This window comes from Pseudomonas sp. PS01270 (assembly GCF_029959775.1).
In the GTDB taxonomy this organism is placed as follows: domain Bacteria; phylum Pseudomonadota; class Gammaproteobacteria; order Pseudomonadales; family Pseudomonadaceae; genus Aquipseudomonas; species Aquipseudomonas atacamensis.
On sequence record NZ_JASCPT010000002.1, the window covers coordinates 167445 to 184836 of the forward strand.

General features: G+C 59.2%; 17 protein-coding genes. 12 read left to right on the forward strand and 5 right to left on the reverse strand.

Going from position 1 to position 17392, the window contains the following annotated elements; genetic code table 11:
* Nucleotides 1-51 precede the first annotated feature (51 nt).
* Both QMX86_RS01530 and QMX86_RS01535 read left to right on the forward strand, forming a co-directional pair.
* Entirely contained in the window at nucleotides 52-609 is a 558-nt protein-coding gene (locus tag QMX86_RS01530) for an L-threonylcarbamoyladenylate synthase (protein WP_039757175.1), read from the forward strand.
* 160 nt (nucleotides 610-769) lie between these two features.
* Nucleotides 770-1537, forward strand: coding sequence for a hypothetical protein (locus tag QMX86_RS01535; protein WP_282381764.1), 768 nt, complete (start codon nucleotides 770-772; stop codon nucleotides 1535-1537).
* 179 nt (nucleotides 1538-1716) lie between these two features.
* On the opposite strand, the gene QMX86_RS01540 is transcribed toward QMX86_RS01535, so the two are convergent.
* Nucleotides 1717-2694, reverse strand: a complete 978-nt coding sequence (locus QMX86_RS01540; protein ID WP_282381767.1) for a quinone oxidoreductase — start codon at nucleotides 2692-2694, stop codon at nucleotides 1717-1719.
* Nucleotides 2695-2844: 150 nt separating this feature from the next.
* Between QMX86_RS01540 and hemF the strand changes: the two genes are divergently transcribed.
* Together hemF and aroE are read left to right on the forward strand one after the other, a co-directional pair.
* The gene (hemF, locus tag QMX86_RS01545) at nucleotides 2845-3759 is read left to right on the forward strand and encodes an oxygen-dependent coproporphyrinogen oxidase (RefSeq protein WP_151552068.1); all 915 of its coding nucleotides are present in this window, start codon (nucleotides 2845-2847) and stop codon (nucleotides 3757-3759) included.
* Nucleotides 3760-3768: 9 nt separating this feature from the next.
* A complete protein-coding gene (gene aroE / locus QMX86_RS01550; protein WP_282381780.1) occupies nucleotides 3769-4590 on the forward strand; it encodes a shikimate dehydrogenase in 822 nt (273 codons plus the stop codon).
* Between the two features lie 77 nt (nucleotides 4591-4667).
* Here the strand turns inward: aroE and QMX86_RS01555 are convergent, their stop codons facing one another.
* From QMX86_RS01555 to betC, 3 genes are all read right to left on the reverse strand, one after another.
* Complete coding sequence (locus QMX86_RS01555; protein WP_282381782.1) at nucleotides 4668-6236, reverse strand: SulP family inorganic anion transporter; 1569 nt, start codon at nucleotides 6234-6236, stop codon at nucleotides 4668-4670.
* A 256-nt stretch (nucleotides 6237-6492) separates the two neighbouring features.
* Nucleotides 6493-7413, reverse strand: coding sequence for a choline ABC transporter substrate-binding protein (gene choX / locus QMX86_RS01560; RefSeq protein ID WP_122751322.1), 921 nt, complete (start codon nucleotides 7411-7413; stop codon nucleotides 6493-6495).
* A 16-nt stretch (nucleotides 7414-7429) separates the two neighbouring features.
* Nucleotides 7430-8944, reverse strand: a complete 1515-nt coding sequence (gene betC / locus QMX86_RS01565) for a choline-sulfatase (RefSeq protein ID WP_071173937.1) — start codon at nucleotides 8942-8944, stop codon at nucleotides 7430-7432.
* Between the two features lie 114 nt (nucleotides 8945-9058).
* Here betC and QMX86_RS01570 point away from each other — a divergent pair, with 114 nt between their 5' ends.
* Complete coding sequence (locus QMX86_RS01570) at nucleotides 9059-10009, forward strand: LysR family transcriptional regulator (protein ID WP_282381784.1); 951 nt, start codon at nucleotides 9059-9061, stop codon at nucleotides 10007-10009.
* A 23-nt stretch (nucleotides 10010-10032) separates the two neighbouring features.
* Here the strand turns inward: QMX86_RS01570 and QMX86_RS01575 are convergent, their stop codons facing one another.
* The gene (locus QMX86_RS01575) at nucleotides 10033-10698 is read right to left on the reverse strand and encodes an NAD(P)H-binding protein (RefSeq protein ID WP_282381788.1); all 666 of its coding nucleotides are present in this window, start codon (nucleotides 10696-10698) and stop codon (nucleotides 10033-10035) included.
* Nucleotides 10699-10779: 81 nt separating this feature from the next.
* Between QMX86_RS01575 and QMX86_RS01580 the strand changes: the two genes are divergently transcribed.
* From QMX86_RS01580 to QMX86_RS01610, 7 genes are all read left to right on the forward strand, one after another.
* Nucleotides 10780-11106 carry a DOPA 4,5-dioxygenase family protein gene (locus tag QMX86_RS01580; protein ID WP_056791177.1) on the forward strand — a complete coding sequence of 109 codons (327 nt, stop codon included), beginning with the start codon at nucleotides 10780-10782 and terminating at the stop codon, nucleotides 11104-11106.
* 402 nt (nucleotides 11107-11508) lie between these two features.
* Complete coding sequence (locus QMX86_RS01585) at nucleotides 11509-12816, forward strand: CitMHS family transporter (protein ID WP_282390377.1); 1308 nt, start codon at nucleotides 11509-11511, stop codon at nucleotides 12814-12816.
* An 85-nt stretch (nucleotides 12817-12901) separates the two neighbouring features.
* Complete coding sequence (locus tag QMX86_RS01590; RefSeq protein WP_122698793.1) at nucleotides 12902-13669, forward strand: TerC family protein; 768 nt, start codon at nucleotides 12902-12904, stop codon at nucleotides 13667-13669.
* Between the two features lie 601 nt (nucleotides 13670-14270).
* Nucleotides 14271-14768, forward strand: coding sequence for a PAAR domain-containing protein (locus QMX86_RS01595; RefSeq protein ID WP_125927321.1), 498 nt, complete (start codon nucleotides 14271-14273; stop codon nucleotides 14766-14768).
* 17 nt (nucleotides 14769-14785) lie between these two features.
* Complete coding sequence (locus tag QMX86_RS01600) at nucleotides 14786-15943, forward strand: hypothetical protein (protein WP_282387733.1); 1158 nt, start codon at nucleotides 14786-14788, stop codon at nucleotides 15941-15943.
* On the forward strand, nucleotides 15940-16572 hold the full coding sequence (locus QMX86_RS01605) for a hypothetical protein (RefSeq protein WP_282387731.1): 633 nt from the start codon (nucleotides 15940-15942) through the stop codon (nucleotides 16570-16572). Before QMX86_RS01600 ends, QMX86_RS01605 begins: the two co-directional genes overlap by 4 nt.
* Nucleotides 16550-17251: a hypothetical protein gene (locus QMX86_RS01610; protein WP_282390378.1), complete on the forward strand. Its 702-nt coding sequence runs from the start codon at nucleotides 16550-16552 to the stop codon at nucleotides 17249-17251. Before QMX86_RS01605 ends, QMX86_RS01610 begins: the two co-directional genes overlap by 23 nt.
* The last annotated feature ends 141 nt before the right edge of the window (nucleotides 17252-17392 follow it).

Here is a 17392-nt window from a genome sequence, read left to right on the forward strand (position 1 = left end):
TACGATGAAGATCGGTAAACTGCGCGAAACCTGTTTGTGGAGAGTTTTTTCATGGTCAACAGTTGGCGTGTGCAACAAGCCGCGCGTGAAGTTCGCGCCGGCGCGGTGATTGCCTATCCAACCGAAGCCGTCTGGGGGCTGGGTTGCGACCCGTGGAACGAAGACGCGGTGGACCGTTTGCTGGCGATCAAGAATCGCTCGGTGAGCAAAGGGCTGATCCTGGTCGCCGACAATATCCGCCAGTTCGATTTCCTCTTCGAGGACTTCCCGCAGGACTGGATCGACCGCATGGCCAGCACCTGGCCGGGGCCGAACACCTGGCTGGTGCCGCATCAGAACCTGTTGCCGGAATGGGTCACAGGCGTGCATGACACCGTGGCGCTGCGGGTCAGCGATCACCCGCAGGTGCGCGACCTGTGCTCGCTGGTCGGGCCATTGATTTCCACATCGGCCAACCCCCAGGGGCGACCGCCGGCGCGCACGCGTTTGCGCATCGAGCAGTATTTCCGTGGGCAGGTCGATCTGGTGCTCGGCGGGAGCCTTGGCGGGCGCAAGAATCCCAGCGTGATCCGCGACCTCGCCACCGGTAACGTCGTTCGTCCTGACTGACGCCATTCTTTTTATTTTTTTGCGGACTCCTCGGCGTCGCCGAGGAGTTCTGCGCATGCCCGCAGTTTATTCCTGCATTCGTTCAGAACTTATCCGTTGCCATTGTTCTTGCATGCGTCAGACGAATCTTTGAGTCTGAAATATCTGTAAGTTTTCCCACGTGATTATCAGAACGCGTGCAGTGGCGAGATTTCCAAAAGCATCCATTCTTTCAATGTGCTTGAAGCAACTTCGAAATATTAATGGCTGCGGAGAAGTAATGGATATTACGGATTTACACCTCAAGGATTATCTGCAGGGCTTTCAGGAGACACTCAAGAATCAACAGGCCGACTATCGTGTAGCCATTCTTGAGGCAGGATCGGATGCCGGGGAATTTGAACGCTTCATCAATCGACAGTTTCGCCTGCGATTGCAGCATTACATGCTCACCTCCAGAGCCCGGGCGCTGGAAACCCGACTGGCGATCACCTCACGCAGCACCCACTTTCTGTTGTATCAGCGTGATCAGCTTATTGCGGTGCTGCGGGCAACCCCGGCGCCCTTCGAATGGGCTTCACTGGCGCAGCATCATGTGTCTCCCACTGTGGCATTGGCGCGCCACGTCGAGTTCAGCCGTCTGATCACCCATTCCCAGCAGCACCGGCCGGTGTCGATCAATGGCCTGCTCGCCACCGCCGCCGAATGGGCGATCGATCGCGGATATCAGGGGGTGACGGCCTTGTGCAGATCGCCACAGCGACAACTGTTTCAGCGTTTCGGCCTGACACCTATTGCTTCGCACGCCATGCATATCGAGCAGCGCGCCCGGGGCGATTATTGGCTGATGTCTGCCGAGTGGCGACAAATCCTCATGGCCCTGGATCAGCCTGTGAACATGAACGTGCATCAGCCGGAGTATCGTGATGTCTATCACCGTCAGTATTGATCCGCCAGTGATTGAAGAATGGGCTGAGAAATGGCTCGTATATGAATCGAAGAAATTGCGCAGGAAGTTTGCCGGTCGTAGGCCAGCGGCGAAGAAACTTCACCGCAAGATGTACTTGATATAGCCGCAAGATGCTCGGCGAACTCATGGAGGAGTTCACCGAGTATCAACTTGAAGCGTTATGGCAGCAGAATCGTGGAACCGGTCGTGCGCCGTGCCGACAGTTCAGTTTGTGCTTTCGCCGCATCAGCCAGTGCATGGCGCTGGCTGATGTCGACCTTCAGTTTGCCACTGATGATCATCTCGAACAGCTCGTCGGCCATGCGCTGCAGGTTCTCGGCGTTGTTGGCGTAGGTCGCCAGCGTAGGCCGGGTGACGTACAACGAGCCCTTCGCGGCAAGAATGCCCAGATTGACGCCGTCGACTGCGCCCGAAGCATTGCCGAAACTCACGACCAGGCCCCGAGGTGCGACGCTGTCCAGGGATGTGAGCCAAGTGTCCTTGCCGACGCCGTCATACACCACCGGGACTTTCTTGCCGTCAGTCAGCGCCAGCACGCGCTCGGCAACGTTTTCATGGCTGTAGTCGATGGTGGCCCAAGCGCCGTTGGCTTTGGCCAGCTCGGCTTTCTCCTTCGAGCTGACGGTGCCGATCAGCTTCACGCCCAGCGCTTTGGCCCATTGGCAGGCCAGCGAGCCGACGCCACCGGCTGCGGCGTGGAACAGAATGGTTTCGCCGCCCTGCAGTTGGTAGGTCTGGCGCAGCAGGTATTGCACGGTCAGGCCCTTGAGCATGACGCCGGCGGCAGTTTCGAAACTGATTTCATCGGGCAGGTGCACCAGATTGTCCTGCGGCAGCACATGCAGCTGGCTGTAGGCGCCGAGCGGGCCGCTGCCGTATGCCACACGATCGCCGACCTTGAAACGGGTGACGTCGCTGCCCACCGCTTCGACGATGCCGGCGCCTTCTGAGCCCAGGCCGGACGGCAACGCGGGCGGCGCATAGAGGCCGCTGCGGTAATAGGTATCGATGAAGTTCAGGCCGATCGCCTGATTGGCCACGCGCACCTGATTCGGCCCGGGTGCAGCGGGTTCGTCGTCAACATATTCGAGCACTTCTGGACCGCCGTGGGCGCGGAACTGGATACGCTTTGCCATCTGCCTGCTCTCCTTGGGTCGATGTTAAGCCCTCTATCCAACTCCCCTGCTTGATCTTCGTCAACTGCGGCGCGCCGGCCTGCGATGGTATGCTACGCGCCCATTTGCGCCGCCCGCCTGCCGGGGCGCCGCCCGATTCAAGGTGAAGCCATGACGACCCGCACCGACGCCGTAAAGGCCTATCTGCTCGATCTGCAAGACCGCATCTGCGCTGCACTGGAAACCGAAGACGGCGGCAAATGCTTCGTCGAAGACGCCTGGACCCGGCCGGCGGGCGGTGGCGGGCGCACCCGCGTGCTGGAAAACGGCACGCTGATCGAAAAGGGCGGGGTCAACTTTTCCCACGTGTTCGGCAGCGGCCTGCCGCCCTCGGCCAGTGCCCATCGGCCGGAACTGGCCGGGCGTGGCTTCGAGGCGCTCGGCGTGTCGCTGGTGATCCACCCGCACAACCCGCATGTGCCGACCTCTCACGCCAACGTGCGTTTTTTCATTGCTGAAAAAGAAGGCGAAGAACCGGTCTGGTGGTTTGGCGGCGGTTTCGACCTGACCCCGTATTACGGCGTTGAGGAAGATTGCATTCATTGGCACCGCGTCGCCGAGCAAGCCTGTGCGCCGTTCGGTGCGGACGTCTATCCGCGTTACAAGGCCTGGTGCGACACCTATTTCCATATCAAGCATCGTCATGAGCCACGTGGCATTGGCGGTCTGTTCTTCGACGATCTGAACGAGTGGGATTTCGACACCAGTTTCGCCTTCATGCGCGCCATCGGCGATGCTTATATCGAGGCCTACCTGCCGATCGTGCAGCGGCGCAAGAATGACGCCTTCACTGCTCAGCAGCGCGAATTCCAGGAATTCCGTCGTGGCCGCTACGTCGAATTCAACCTGGTTTACGACCGTGGCACGCTGTTCGGCTTGCAGTCGGGTGGCCGTACCGAATCGATTCTGATGTCGCTGCCACCGCAAGTGCGTTGGGGCTATGACTGGAAGGCCGAGCCGGGCAGCGCAGAAGCGCTTCTGACCGAGTATTTCCTGCAGGATCGTGACTGGCTGGCCGAGGCCTGAGGACGGGTGATGGATCGTTACGTTGTTTTCGGTAATCCGATCGGCCACAGCAAATCGCCGATGATTCACCAGTTGTTCGCCGAACAGACCGGCCAGCGCCTCCACTACAGCACGCTGCTGGCGCCGCTGGATGATTTTGCCGGCTGCGCCAAGGCGTTCTTTCGCGAAGGGCGCGGCGCCAATGTGACGGTGCCGTTCAAGGAAGACGCTTACCGTCTGGCCAACAGCCTGACCGCCCGCGCGCAGCGCGCCGGTGCGGTGAACACCTTGAGCAAACTGGAAGATGGTTCGCTGCTCGGCGACAACACCGATGGCGCCGGCCTGGTGCGTGATCTGACGGTGAATGCCGGGTTCAGCCTGACCGGTAAGCGCATCCTTTTGCTCGGCGCTGGCGGCGCGGTGCGCGGTGCGCTGGAGCCATTGCTGGCGGAGAAGCCGGCCTCGGTGATCATCGCCAATCGCACGGTGGACAAGGCTGAACTGCTGGCCGAGTTGTTCTGCGACCTCGGGCCGGTGTCGGCCAGTGGTTTCGACTGGCTGCGCGAACCGGTGGACGTGATCATCAACGCCACCTCCGCCAGCCTGACCGGTGACGTGCCGCCGATTGCGCCAAGCCTGATCGAGCCAGGCCAGACGCTGTGCTACGACATGATGTACGGCAAGGAACCGACCGCGTTTTGCCGCTGGGCCACTGAGCACGGCGCGGCGCTGGCGATGGATGGTCTGGGCATGCTCGCCGAGCAGGCGGCGGAGGCGTTCTGGCTGTGGCGTGGCGTACGCCCGGATACCGCGCCGGTACTCGCCGAGCTGCGCCGCCAACTGGCCCTTTAAGCTTTGCTCCCACATTGAAATACGATCAATGTGGGAGCGAGCCTGCTCGCGAATCGCATCACCACCGCGATATCAGATCAATCCTCAAACCTGATTGGGCACTTCTCCGCCCCCTCCAGCTTCCTCAACTCCTCCACCACCGGCGACCGCGCCCGGCGCAGGGTCAGGCTGCGACCCTGGCCCAGCAGGCGTCGCGCTTCCTGGTGCAGCATCTCCACCCCCGAATAATCGATGAAGTTGATCTGCTGCGCCTCGATCACCACCCGCGCGCCATGCAGGCGTTGCAGGCGCACTTGCAGGTAATGGCTGGCGCCGAAAAAGATCGAACCACCCACGCGCAACACATCGTCGTCACCGTCGCGCCAATGCTGCACCCGTGGTTGCGAGGTGCGCTTGAGGTAGAAAAACAGCGACGCCAGCACCCCGGCGTAGATCGCCGTCTGCAATTCCAGCAGCAAGGTCGCAAGACAGGTCAGGGCCATCACCACGAACTCGGCGCGGCTGACCCGCAGCAAAGCGCGAATGCCCCGGTGATCGACCAGACCCCAGGCGATCAACAGGATGCTGCCGGCCATGGCCGGGATCGGAATGTGCGCGATCAGCCCCGCGCCGAACACCGCGAACAGCGCCACCCAGAGCGCCGAAAACACCCCGGCCAGCGGCGAGCAGGCACCCGCCTCATAACTCAATCCCGAGCGGGTAAACGATCCGGCGGACAGCGACCCGGAAAAGAACGCACCGACGATGTTCGACAGACCCTGTGCGCGGACTTCCTGATTGGCGTCGAGCAACTGTTGCGAGCGCGCCGATATCGAACGGGCGATCGACAGACTGGTGACCAGCCCGAGCATGCCCACCGCCACCGCGCTCGGCAGCAGGCGCAGGATCACCTCCAGATCCAGCGGCAAGGCGCTCAGCGGCGGCAGGCGTCCGACGAAAGCGCTGACCAGATGCACATGGCCGAACATCGCCGGCCAGATCCACACCTGCAGACTGGCCAACACCAGCGTGAGCAACAGCGTCGGCCAGCGCGGCAGAAGTTTTTTCAGGGTCACGCCGACGATTACCGTGGCGACGCCGAGCATCAGTGAAGGCTTATCCACAGCCCCCAGATGTCGCAGCAGATCCATCAGGCTGGCGAGCGCTGTGGTGTTGGCCGGCAAATCCAGCCCGAGCAGATTGGGCAATTGCCCGATGGCGATCACCACGGCGGCGCCGAGGGTGAAGCCGAGCACCACCGAATGCGAAACGAAATTCACCAGTGCGCCAAAACGCAGCAAGCCGAGCAACCATTGGAAAATCCCCGCAAGGAACGTCAGCAGCAGGATCAGAGTGATGTAGTCCTCGGACGCCGGCACCGCGAGCGGGCTGACGCTGGCGTACAGGACAATCGAAATCGCCGCCGTCGGGCCGCAGATCAGATGCCATGACGACCCCCACAGGCAGGCGATCAACACCGGGATAATCGCCGCATACAGGCCGTATTCCGGTGGCAGCCCGGCAATCAGTGCGTAGGCAATCGACTGGGGTAAGGCGAGAATCGCACCGCTGAGGCCGACGATCAGGTCCCGCCCGACGCTGGCGCGGGTTTGCCGTGGCAACCAGCTCAGGAAAGGAAAAAGTGAATGGCGGCTGGGGAAGGCCATGGGTCCTCGCGGTTGGGGTTTTGTTCAAGGTTAGCAGGGTGTCAGGTGTAAAAGCCCCTCACCCTAGCCCTCTCCCTGAGGGAGAGGGGACTGACCGAGCTGTTTGTTGAAGATTCACCGACCTGCGATTTCGGCGTTGAACGCAAGTTTTGATTCAACAGCGATCGGCTCCCTTTCCCCCTCGCCCCCTTGGGGGAGAGGGCTGGGGTGAGGGGGCAAAAATCTCCAGCCGAACGCTATTCCAGCAACCCTGAGATCAAAGCTTGGCCTTCACCGCCACCAACGCATCCTTGCCATCCACGGTCTTCACCCCATCCAGCCACTTGTCCAGCACCGCCGGATTGGCCTTGATCCACGCCTTCGCCGCTTCGGCATTGCTGACCTTCTTGTTCACCACCTCGGCCATGATGCTGTTCTCCATGTCCTGAGTGAACGACAGATTGGTCAGCAACTTGCCCACATTCGGGCAGGCCTCGGCGTAGCCCTTGCGGGTCAGGGTGAAAACGTTGCCAGTGTCGCCGAAGTATTTTTCGCCGCCCTTGAGGTAACGCATTTTCAGCTGCACGTTCATCGGGTGTGGCGTCCAGCCGAGGAAGGTGACGAATTTCTGTTTCTTCACCGCCCGCGACACTTCGGCGAGCATCGCCTGTTCGCTGGACTCGATCAGCTTCCACTGGCCCATGTTGAAGTCATTCTTCTTGATGATCTCCTGCAACGAAATGTTCGCCGGCGCGCCTGATCCGATGCCGTAGATCTTCTTGTCGAACTTGTCGGCGAATTTGTTCAGGTCGGCAAAATCATGCACACCCGCCTCCCAGACATAGTCGGGGACGGCGAGAGTGAATTCGGTGCCTTCGAGGTTTTTCGCCAATTGCGTCACATCGCCTGTGGCGACGAACTTGTCATAGAAGCCCTGCTGCGCCGGCATCCAGTTGCCGAGGAACACGTCCACCTGGCCATCCTTCAAGCCGCCGAAGGTGATCGGCACCGCGAGGGTGTCGACCTTGGCCTTGTAGCCCATGCCGTCGAGCAGAAATCCGGTGATGGCATTGGTCGCGGCGATGTCGCTCCAGCCCGGATCGGCCATCTTCACGGTTTCGCAACTTTGCTCGGCGAAGACCGAGGCGCTGCTCAATGCGATCAGGCTAACGGTGACAGCTGTGGATAACTTGCGCATGGACTTCCCCTTAACGTTATTGGTTTTGGCAGGGTTGTGGATAACGGGCCTTGCGCTCCAGATCATCAAGGTCGATGTGGTTGCGCATGTACTGCTGACTGGCATCGACCAGCGGCTGGTGGTCCCAGCTCTTCAGCTTGCCGATGGTTAACGCATCGGCGACGAAACGGCGTCGGCGCTGGCTGGCCAGTACGTCCCGGTGGATCGCCGGAATGTCCCACTTGGCCCGCGCTTCAGCGAGAAAATCGTCGAACAGCTGACGATGTTGCGGCGATTGGCTGAGTTCCTCTTCTTCGCGCGGATCGTTATCCACATCGAAGAGTAGGCACGGGTCGCTTTCGCTGTAGATAAATTTGTAGGCGCCCCGGCGAATCATCATCAGCGGGCTGACAGTGCCTTCGGCCATGTATTCGCCGAACACCTCGTCATGCCCGCCCTGCCCTTGCAGGTGCGGCAGCAAGGAACGGCCGTCCAGTGGCAAGCCCGGCTCAAGCGTGCCACCGGCCAGATCCACGAACGTCGGCAGCAAGTCTGCGGTGGAAACCGCGGCGCTGACCCGGCCCGCCTCGAATTGTCCCGGGGCGCTGATCAGCAGCGGCACTCGCGCGGCCATCTCGAACCAGTGCATTTTGTACCAGAGGCCCTTCTCGCCGAGCATGTCGCCATGGTCACCGGAGAAGACGATGATGGTGTCATCGATCAGCCCGGTTTCCTCAAGGGTTTGCAGCAGTTTGCCGACATTGGCGTCGATATAGCTGCAAGCGCCGAAGTAGGCGCGACGGGCATCGCGGATCTTATCCACAGGCAGCGGCTTGTCCCACAGGTCGTAAACCTTGAGCAGACGTTGCGAGTGCGGATCGAGTTCGTTCTGATTCAAGGCTGTAGGCAACGGAATATCAGCATCGTCATACAGATCCCAGAAAGCCCTGGGAATCGTGTACGGATCGTGCGGGTGGGTCATCGACACAGTCAGGCAGAACGGCTGATCGCCGTCCTCGCGGATGTGATCGAACAGATACTGCTGCGCCTTGAACACCACCTCTTCGTCGAAATCCAGCTGATTGGTGCGCACGCACGGCCCGGCTTGCAGCACCGAAGACATATTGTGATACCAGCTCGGCCGCACGTCCGGCTCGTCCCAGTTCACCGCCCAACCGTAATCGGCCGGGTAGATGTCGCTGGTCAGGCGTTCTTCATAACCGTGCAACTGGTCCGGCCCGCAGAAATGCATCTTGCCCGACAGCGCGGTGCGGTAGCCGAGACGCCGCAGGTAATGCGCGTAAGTTGGAATGTCGGCGGGGAAATCGGCCGCGTTGTCGTAGGCGCCGATCTTGCTCGGCAACTGGCCACTGACCAGGGTGAAGCGCGACGGCGCGCACAGCGGGCTGTTGCAATAGGCAGCATCGAACACCACGCCTTGGGCGGCGAGGCGGGACAGATTCGGCAGTTTGATCGGCGATGGGCCGTAGAACGGCAACATTGGCGCGGCCATTTGATCGGCCATGATGAAAAGAATGTTCTTGCGCTTCATGTGATCGCGGCATTCCATGTTGAATATTTATGCGAGAGTGCTGCGATCGAGCATGGATTCCATGCCTGTTCCGGTAAAGCCCGCGCCGGACAATGACTAGGATAAGTACAGCTTATGTATGACGCCCTCGGTGACCTTTCCCTCGATCTGCTGCGCGCTTTTGAAGCGGCGGCCCGCCATCGCAGTTTTACCGCTGCTGCGGTGGAGCTTGGCACCACGCAGCCGGCGATCAGCCAGCAAATGAAACGTCTGGAAGAGCAGCTCGGTACGCGCCTGTTCGACCGGATTTACCGGGGTATCGAGTTGACAGAGGTTGGCGCCCTACTGTTCGAGCAAGTTACCCTCGGTTTGCAGAATATCGACGCAGGATTGAGCGCAATCAGCACTCAGCAGCAACATGAAGTGCTGCAAGTGGCCACGGATTTCGCTTTCGCCGCCTATTGGCTGATGCCGCGCCTGCACCGCTTCCATGAGGCCAATCCGCACATCGATGTCAGCCTGGTCACCAGCGAGCGCAACCACATGATGCTGCGCACCGACATCGACGTGGCGATCCTGTTTGGAGATGGTCGATTCAAGCAGGGCGAGAGCCACTGGCTGTTCAGCGAAGAGGTGTTCCCGGTGTGCAGTCCGCTGCTGCTCAAGGAGCGTTCATTGCCGTTGCCCGCGCAGGCCCTGCTGGAATTTCCGCTGTTGCATCTGCGTGGGGAAAACAGCAGCAACTGGTTCGACTGGAGTGGCTTGTTTCGTCAATTGGGCCTGACTACGCCGCCAGCGCCGGGGCAATTGCGCTTCGACAATTACACCTTGCTGATTCAAGCGGCGATTGGCGGACAAGGCGTGGCGATTGGCTGGCGGCACCTTGTGGATAACTTGCTGGTGCAGGGTTTGCTGTGCCGGCCGCTGGCAGAAACTACGCTGTCGCGGCTGGGGTATTACGTGGTGTTGCCGCAACGCAAGCGTCGGGGTGCGTTGATTCAGGAATTTGTTGATTGGTTAATGGCGGAACAGGCCAGCAGTGCCGAATCGCTTAACGGTTTGGCCCTGCCCTCGATTGCGGTGTGAAGAGCAAAAGATCGTCCGATCTTTTACGAATCAGAAGCCGCCACAAAATTCACATGCTGCCCCACATGCAGGTTCAACCGCAGTTCATCGGCGATGCCCACCGCGACACGGTTCAGGCGCTCCAGCGGTTCGGCCAGTCCAGGTTCGAGATTGCCGCCGACCTGACAGAAGTGCTCGATGGTCAACCCGGCCACGCCATGCGGCGCATTGACCAGGGTCCAGCGCAGTGAGCTGCTTTGTACCGCCTCGAGGATTTCTTCGGCAGCGTGACGTTGCAGGCGCTCGTCATTTTCCGGCTCGTCGAGCACACCGAAGTTGCCGACCAGAAACAGGCGCGGCACGCTGGCCAGTTGCAAACCTTCGACCAAGGCGTCGACTGCCAGCACTTGTTCCACCGGCCCCAGCGTCACCGAGCGCTCAACGTGGTCGCTGCTGAACGGCAACCCCGGCGCGTCCAGCAGGCAGATCACCGCCGAGCTGCCGGCGACGCTTTGATTGACCCGCTCGGCATCGAACAGATCGCCGGTCTTGGTGCGCAACCCCGGACGCGGCGCGAGTGCGGTGAGATCGTCGAGGATGGCGATGACTTCGTGTTGGCGACGCAGCAATTCAGCCATCAATGCACCGCCCAGGCTGGCCATGGCACCATAAAGCACCACTTTGACCACTGGGGTCTCGGCATTTTTCATGGCTGTTTTCCTTATAGTTGTCCTATATGACCTGTGACGGTGGAAACAGCCAAGGGTTCGAACCGATTGAGAGGCGACACGATGCAAGGGATCAAGGGCTATCACGCCCATGTTTATTTCGACGCGCAAACCATCGACCAGGCGCGGGCCTTGTGCGAACAGGCCGCGCAGTTGTTTGCGCTGAAAATGGGTCGCGTGCACGAACGCCCGGTGGGGCCGCACCCCGACTGGAGCTGCCAACTGGCTTTCGGTCCCGAGCTGATCGGCGAGGTGCTGCCATGGCTGGCGCTCAACCGCAAAGGCCTGGTGGTGTTCCTGCATCCGGACACGGGCGACGACTTGCTCGACCACACCGAACATGCGATCTGGATGGGCGCGGTGCGGCCGCTGGATCTGTCGATTTTTTAACCAGGTGCTTGGACGAACTGATAACGAATATGTCCAGACTGCCAGCCAGCGTTGTCTGTCCGTTCCCTCGCATCGCTTCTCGGCCCGTATTCATTGGCTGTCGCTGCATCCGACCGCCGGTTGACCATTCATTCATCGCTTTCGCTCGCGAAAGGTAGCTGAAAGCTTCCCCGATTAGGATCGCCCCACTCCCGGCAACAGACCGGTTGGCCCAAGCCCTATGTTTTTTCCACAGGCCCGGCCCAATTAACAACAACAATGGTGATTCTGATGTCTTCTGCAACCCGCCGTTTCTCCCGCTTCCTGCTGGTCACTCCGCCCGTACGCCTCGCGCCTCCCGTTCTGCGCTGATCCCGCCCGATCCGCTCATTCCATTAGCCGCGCTACGCCTGGAGTATTCCCATGCTGACTTTCCTTGGCTTCGCCATGGTCATCACGTTCATGTTCCTGATCATGACCAAGCGCCTGTCCGCGCTGATCGCCCTGATCATCATCCCGATCCTGTTCGCGCTGTTCGGTGGTTTCGCACCGAAAATCGGCCCGATGATGCTTGAAGGCATCACCAAACTGGCGCCGACCGGCGTGATGTTGATGTTCGCCATTCTGTATTTCGCCCTGATGATCGACTCCGGCCTGTTCGACCCGGCCGTGCGCAAGATCCTCAAACTGGTCAAGGGCGACCCGTTGAAAGTTTCGGTCGGCACCGCCGTTCTGGCGCTCGTCGTTTCCCTCGATGGTGACGGCGCGACCACTTACATGATCTGTGTGGCCGCCATGCTGCCGCTGTACAGCCGCATCGGCATGAGCCCGCGGATCATGGCCGGTCTGATCATCCTCGCCGGTGGCGTAATGAACATGACCCCGTGGGGCGGCCCGACCGCCCGCGCGGCGAGTGCTCTGCATGTCGATCCGTCGGACATTTTCGTACCGATGATCCCGGCCATGGCCGCCGGTGTCGTGGCGATCCTGGTGATTGCCTACTTCTACGGCAAGCGTGAGCGTGCCCGTCTCGGCGAGCTGCATCTGGTCGGCGACGAGATCGATCACAGTGAAATCAGCGTCTCGCAATTCCCTGACGCACGCCGTCCGAAGCTGATCTGGTTCAACGCCGCACTGACTTTCGGCCTGATGTGCACGCTGATCGGTGGCCTGTTGCCGCTGCCGGTGCTGTTCATGGTGGCGTTCAGTATCGCCATGATCGTCAACTACCCATGCCTGCAAATGCAGAAGGATCGCGTCGCCGCGCATTCCGGCAGCGTGCTGGCAGTGGTCGGGCTGATCTTTGCGGCGGGTATCTTCACCGGTATCCTGTCGGGCACCGGCATGGTCGATGCGATGTCGAAGAGCCTGTTGGCGGTGATTCCGGATTTCCTCGGCCCGTACCTGGCGGTGATCACGGCACTGGTGAGCATGCCGTTCACCTTCTTCATGTCCAACGATGCGTTCTATTACGGTGTATTGCGGGTGCTGACCGAAGCGGCCAGCCACTATGGGATCACTGCGGTGGAAATGGCCCGTGCCTCGATCGTCGGCCAGCCCGTCCACTTGCTGAGCCCGTTGGTGCCGTCGACCTATCTGTTGGTGGCGCTGGCCGGCATCGATTTCGGTGATCACCAGCGTTTCACCCTGAAATGGGCGATCCTGGTGTGCATCTGCATTCTGATTGCTGCACTGCTGTTGGGGACTTTCCCGATGTTCAGCACTCTATAAGCCCAAGACTCACCGTTACGGGTCCTGGCTTCGCGGTTTGAAGCCCGGACCTTTTCCGGTTCAACAATTGCTCAAAGGAATACACATGGATTGGCTGACCAACCCCGAAATCTGGGTTGCCTTCTTTACCCTGACCGCCCTGGAAATCGTCCTCGGTATCGATAACATCATCATGATTTCGATCCTGGTCAGCCGCATGCCGAAACACATGCAGCAGCGCACGCGGATCTTCGGTCTTGGCCTGGCCATGGTCACCCGGATCCTGTTGCTGCTGTCGATTACCTGGGTCATGCGCCTCACCGCCGACCTGTTCGAAGTGTTCGGCCAGGGCATTTCCGGCCGCGACCTGATCCTGTTCTTCGGTGGCCTGTTCCTGCTGTGGAAAAGCTCGCAGGAGATGTACCACGCGCTGGAAGGCGAAGACGAAAGCGACGACGCGCCGTCGGGCAAGGGCGGCAATTTCCTCTACACCATCATCCAGATCGCGATCATCGATATCGTCTTCTCGCTGGACTCGGTGATCACCGCCGTCGGCATGGTTTCCCACGTTCCGGTCATGGTCGCGGCGATCGTCGTGGCAGTGCTGGTGATGATGCTGGCCTCGGGCAAGATCAGCGAATTCATCGACAAGCACCCGTCGCTGAAAATGCTCGCCCTGTCCTTCCTGCTGGTGGTCGGTACCGTGCTGATCGCCGAATCGTTCGACGTGCACGTGCCAAAAGGCTACGTCTACTTCGCCATGGCGTTCTCGCTGGCGGTGGAAGCGATCAACATCAAACTGCGCGGCGCGATGGCCAAGAAGAGACAGCAACAGGATCCGGTGAAACTGCGCAAGGATGTGCCGGGCCAATAACCCGGTAGTCCAGCGGCAACACAAAACCTGTGGGAGCTGGCTTGCCAGCGATAGCGTACGGTCAGCGACTTTAATGTTTGCTGACCTGACGCCATCGCTGGCAAGCCAGCTCCCACAGGTTTTTGTGTTTATGCAGGGGGAACGAGGTTGTCGAGAGCGCGGTCGGCGGCTTGTTTGAGTCTTTGCGCTTCGAGGTCGGGGTGAGGAAGATCGGTGACCAGTGGATCTTCAGGATCAGGCATAACCTGACGCATCGATGCTTGCGCACAATAACTAGCAACCCGGGCTACTAATCCCGACCACTGATGAGCAGTGGCCAGCAAACGATAGAGACCAGCCCCAAAGCGCGGCGTGTACGTAAACACGCTGCGAAATCCATGTTTATCCTCTCTTGGATCAGACACACAACCTGTGGGAGCGAGCCTGCTCGCGAAGGCGTCACATCGGTCGAAAAAAGAGGCTGTCTGACGCACCGCTTTCGCGAGCAGGCTCGCTCCCACAGAGGCATATCGCATCCATTCGAAACGGGCCGAAAAGGTTGACTCACCGACCTTCGCTCGTTAGCGTCCCCGCTCGCCTCAACGACAAACAAGGAACGTTCATGTCTGGAAAACCCGCCGCGCGCGTCACGGACCCGACCACTTGCCCGATTCCCGGTCACGGCACCAACCCGATTGCCAGTGGTTCGGGCGATGTCTTCTTCAACGGCCTCGCCGCCGCTCGCCTCGGCGACACCTGCACCTGCGGCCAAGCCCTGAATGGCGCCTTCTCCGCCACGGTGTTCATCAACGGCAAAAACGCCATGACCCTCGACAGCACGGCCAGCCACGGCGGCGTCGTGGTCGGCGGTTCCGGTAATGTGATCATCGGCAGCTCGCACACCCCTGCTCCGTTCGTTCCACCGTTACCAATCATCGGCCAGCCCTTGGTCGAATTCAAAGCGGTCAGCGCCGGTAACGGTGAGCCCATCGCCGAACAAGGCTACGAAATCGAAACCGCCGAAGGCCGTATCGTCAAAGGCCTGACCAATGCGCAGGGAATGACGCAGAGCGTCACGACCCTGCAGCCCGATCTCGCCGTCGTTCGCTGGACCGCCTGAGCTTCAAGGAAGAAACAATGACCGGACAATGCATCGCTCCAGACGACCTGGACATGAAAAAACTTTGGGACAGCACCTGTGAGCTGCCCGCTTGTAAACGGGAAACCAGCACCGCCGGCCCCAACCCGAAAACCCGCGTAGAAGTCCCGCTGCTGACCTGCAACTGCCTGTGGCGTCGCTTCCAGAAAGAAGCCGAAGACTGGGTCGCCCCCGGCGGCGTCCTCATCGCCGACCCCCAGGCCCGCAACCGCAAAATCAACGCCGCGTACGCGCAATTGTGGCTGGCGGATAACCGTTTTCAGTGGGCGGGGTTGGCGGCGTTTGCTTCGAAGCAGGTGGGGTGTGGGCTGATCCACGCCACCAAACTGCAAACCGCCATCGCTGCACAGAAAGCGGCACAGGAAAAGCTGCGAACCGCACCATCGGAAACTCTGTTCGAAGGCTTTGGGTTCAAGTTCAGCAAGACCAATCCCGAGGCAGAGCAGGAGCTGGCCAAGGCTCGGGCAGCCAATCCGATGCCGACGGAGGACATCACCTTCGGCGACAACCCACGTTCAGTGGTTCAGCAGCAACTGGACTATGTGTATGAGATGTTGGCGCTGGGTAATACGTCGCTGTTTCTCGACGTTTATCCGTTGCACCGGTTTTTTATGGTGCGGGGGTACAAGGAAATGGAGAAGTGTTTGAGAAGCCGGCGTGGCATTGAGAAGGATGTAATGTGGCCGATTGCTGAGAAGGTAGAGTTTGGCCGTGATAATCCTGAGATTTACGCGACCTTCAAAGCCATTGATCAAGGGAACATTTCAGGTAGCGTTGAACAAATGGCGCTCCATGAACAAGTCAACATCCTTCAGCCGGCGATGTACGACGAAACCCACTTTGCCCTGTTGATGCGAGGCACACATGGCGGTGACGTGATTTCTGTTGTGACCGGATTGTTGCCAGGTGCTGCCGAGGAGATCCAGCTTACTCTCGCTAGCCAATGTAAAGCGCCCGACAGTCGAAAAGTCGCGTTTGGCAGCAATCCGCTGGCTAACCTTGCCGATAAGGATCAGCGAATGGAGTTCGTACTGCGCGCTGCCACTCAATTTAACGAACTGCTTAAACAGCCGCCCTCTCGCGCAAAACTTGAGCAATCTATCCGAGAAATTGCAGCTGGCGGGGGGGTTAAGTGATTCATAGACGCAGTTTCTACGTTGCTGCTGCCGCCGTATTGGGAGCTATCGCGCTAACCTTGTATTTCGGAAGAGGTCCGCAACAAATTTCTTTCCACATTGGAAAAACATATGACGATGTCGTGCGCGACTCATCATTTCCTGTGACGGATAAAACTGCCATCTATCCCGGTGATCCACCTCACCCAAGTTCGACTTGGATCAGTAGCCCAGTGGTCATCACATTCGATGACGAACAACACGGGTTCACGTTGCCCGTTACAAAATTCGGTGCGATTGGCTGGTCTGATTTCAAAGCGATCACCCTTTCTACCTCACCAATGCTGGAAACGTTACCTTTCGAGCAAGCAGTGAATCTGCTGGGAGTGCTGCAGCAGACGTTCAAAAAGGCAGGCTGGTCGCCAGAAGCTGTTGAAGGGAATGATTGGCTCAAGACTGAAACTCAAGAAGACAAGGTGCGCCTTCAAGCCAAACTTTTTGACCAGTTGGACGGTGTCATTCTGTTGATTCCGCATAAGTACAGCCTGTTCCTCCACATCAAATGCTACGCACGTTGCGACGAACGAAATCCTGATACGGCCAAATATTTGATTGATGTGGGTTTTGGTGAAGATCACTTCAGTGATTGACCGTTTTCAATCGTCTCAGAGGAAGTCGACGGCTTTGGCAGGTAAGCATTGGCTGTCGATGGGCGCCGCTACGATTTTGCTGGGTGGTGTCATGGCGTGGCCATGGGGCGCCACGACCCTATGCGTTCATATCGGAAAACCTTACGAACAGGTGATCAAATACTCAACCTTCTCGGTTGAAGACAAAACGGCAATCTATCCTGGTGATCCCCATGACCCGACGGATCCCCCTCGTCCCGGCTCTACATGGATCAGCAGCCCGACGATCATTGAGTTCGACGACCCCGTTCATGGTTTCAAACTTCCCCCGACCGTGTTCGGTGCTGTTACTTATGCGAGTCAGAAAGTCTCGACACTGACGACATCGCCGATGACAGAAACCTTGCCGTTTGCAGAAGCTCTGGATCGATTGATTGCTACGCAAAATATCCTCAAATCGCGGGGGTGGAAGATTGAGCCTTTGGAAGACAATGACTGGTTCAACGTTGACTCCGCTGCCAAGCGCGGGCGACTACAGGCCAAACTCTTTGATCAGCCTGTGGGCATTGATTTGTACGTACCGGGAAAGTACAGCTTACTGCTCTTGATCAAGTGCTACGCAAGCTGTGACAGGGAAGATCCGAGGACTGCAAAATATTTGATTGATATTAGTGTGGGTCGGGATCGAAGCGGGGCATGAAAAGTCGCCACAAGCTGATCCTGCACGGTCAAACCCGTAGGAGTGAGCCTGCTCGCGATAGCGGTCTCTCAGACAGCGATGATGTTGAAGCTGATGACCCTATCGCGAGCAGGCTTACTCCTACAGGTATCTGTGTCGGTT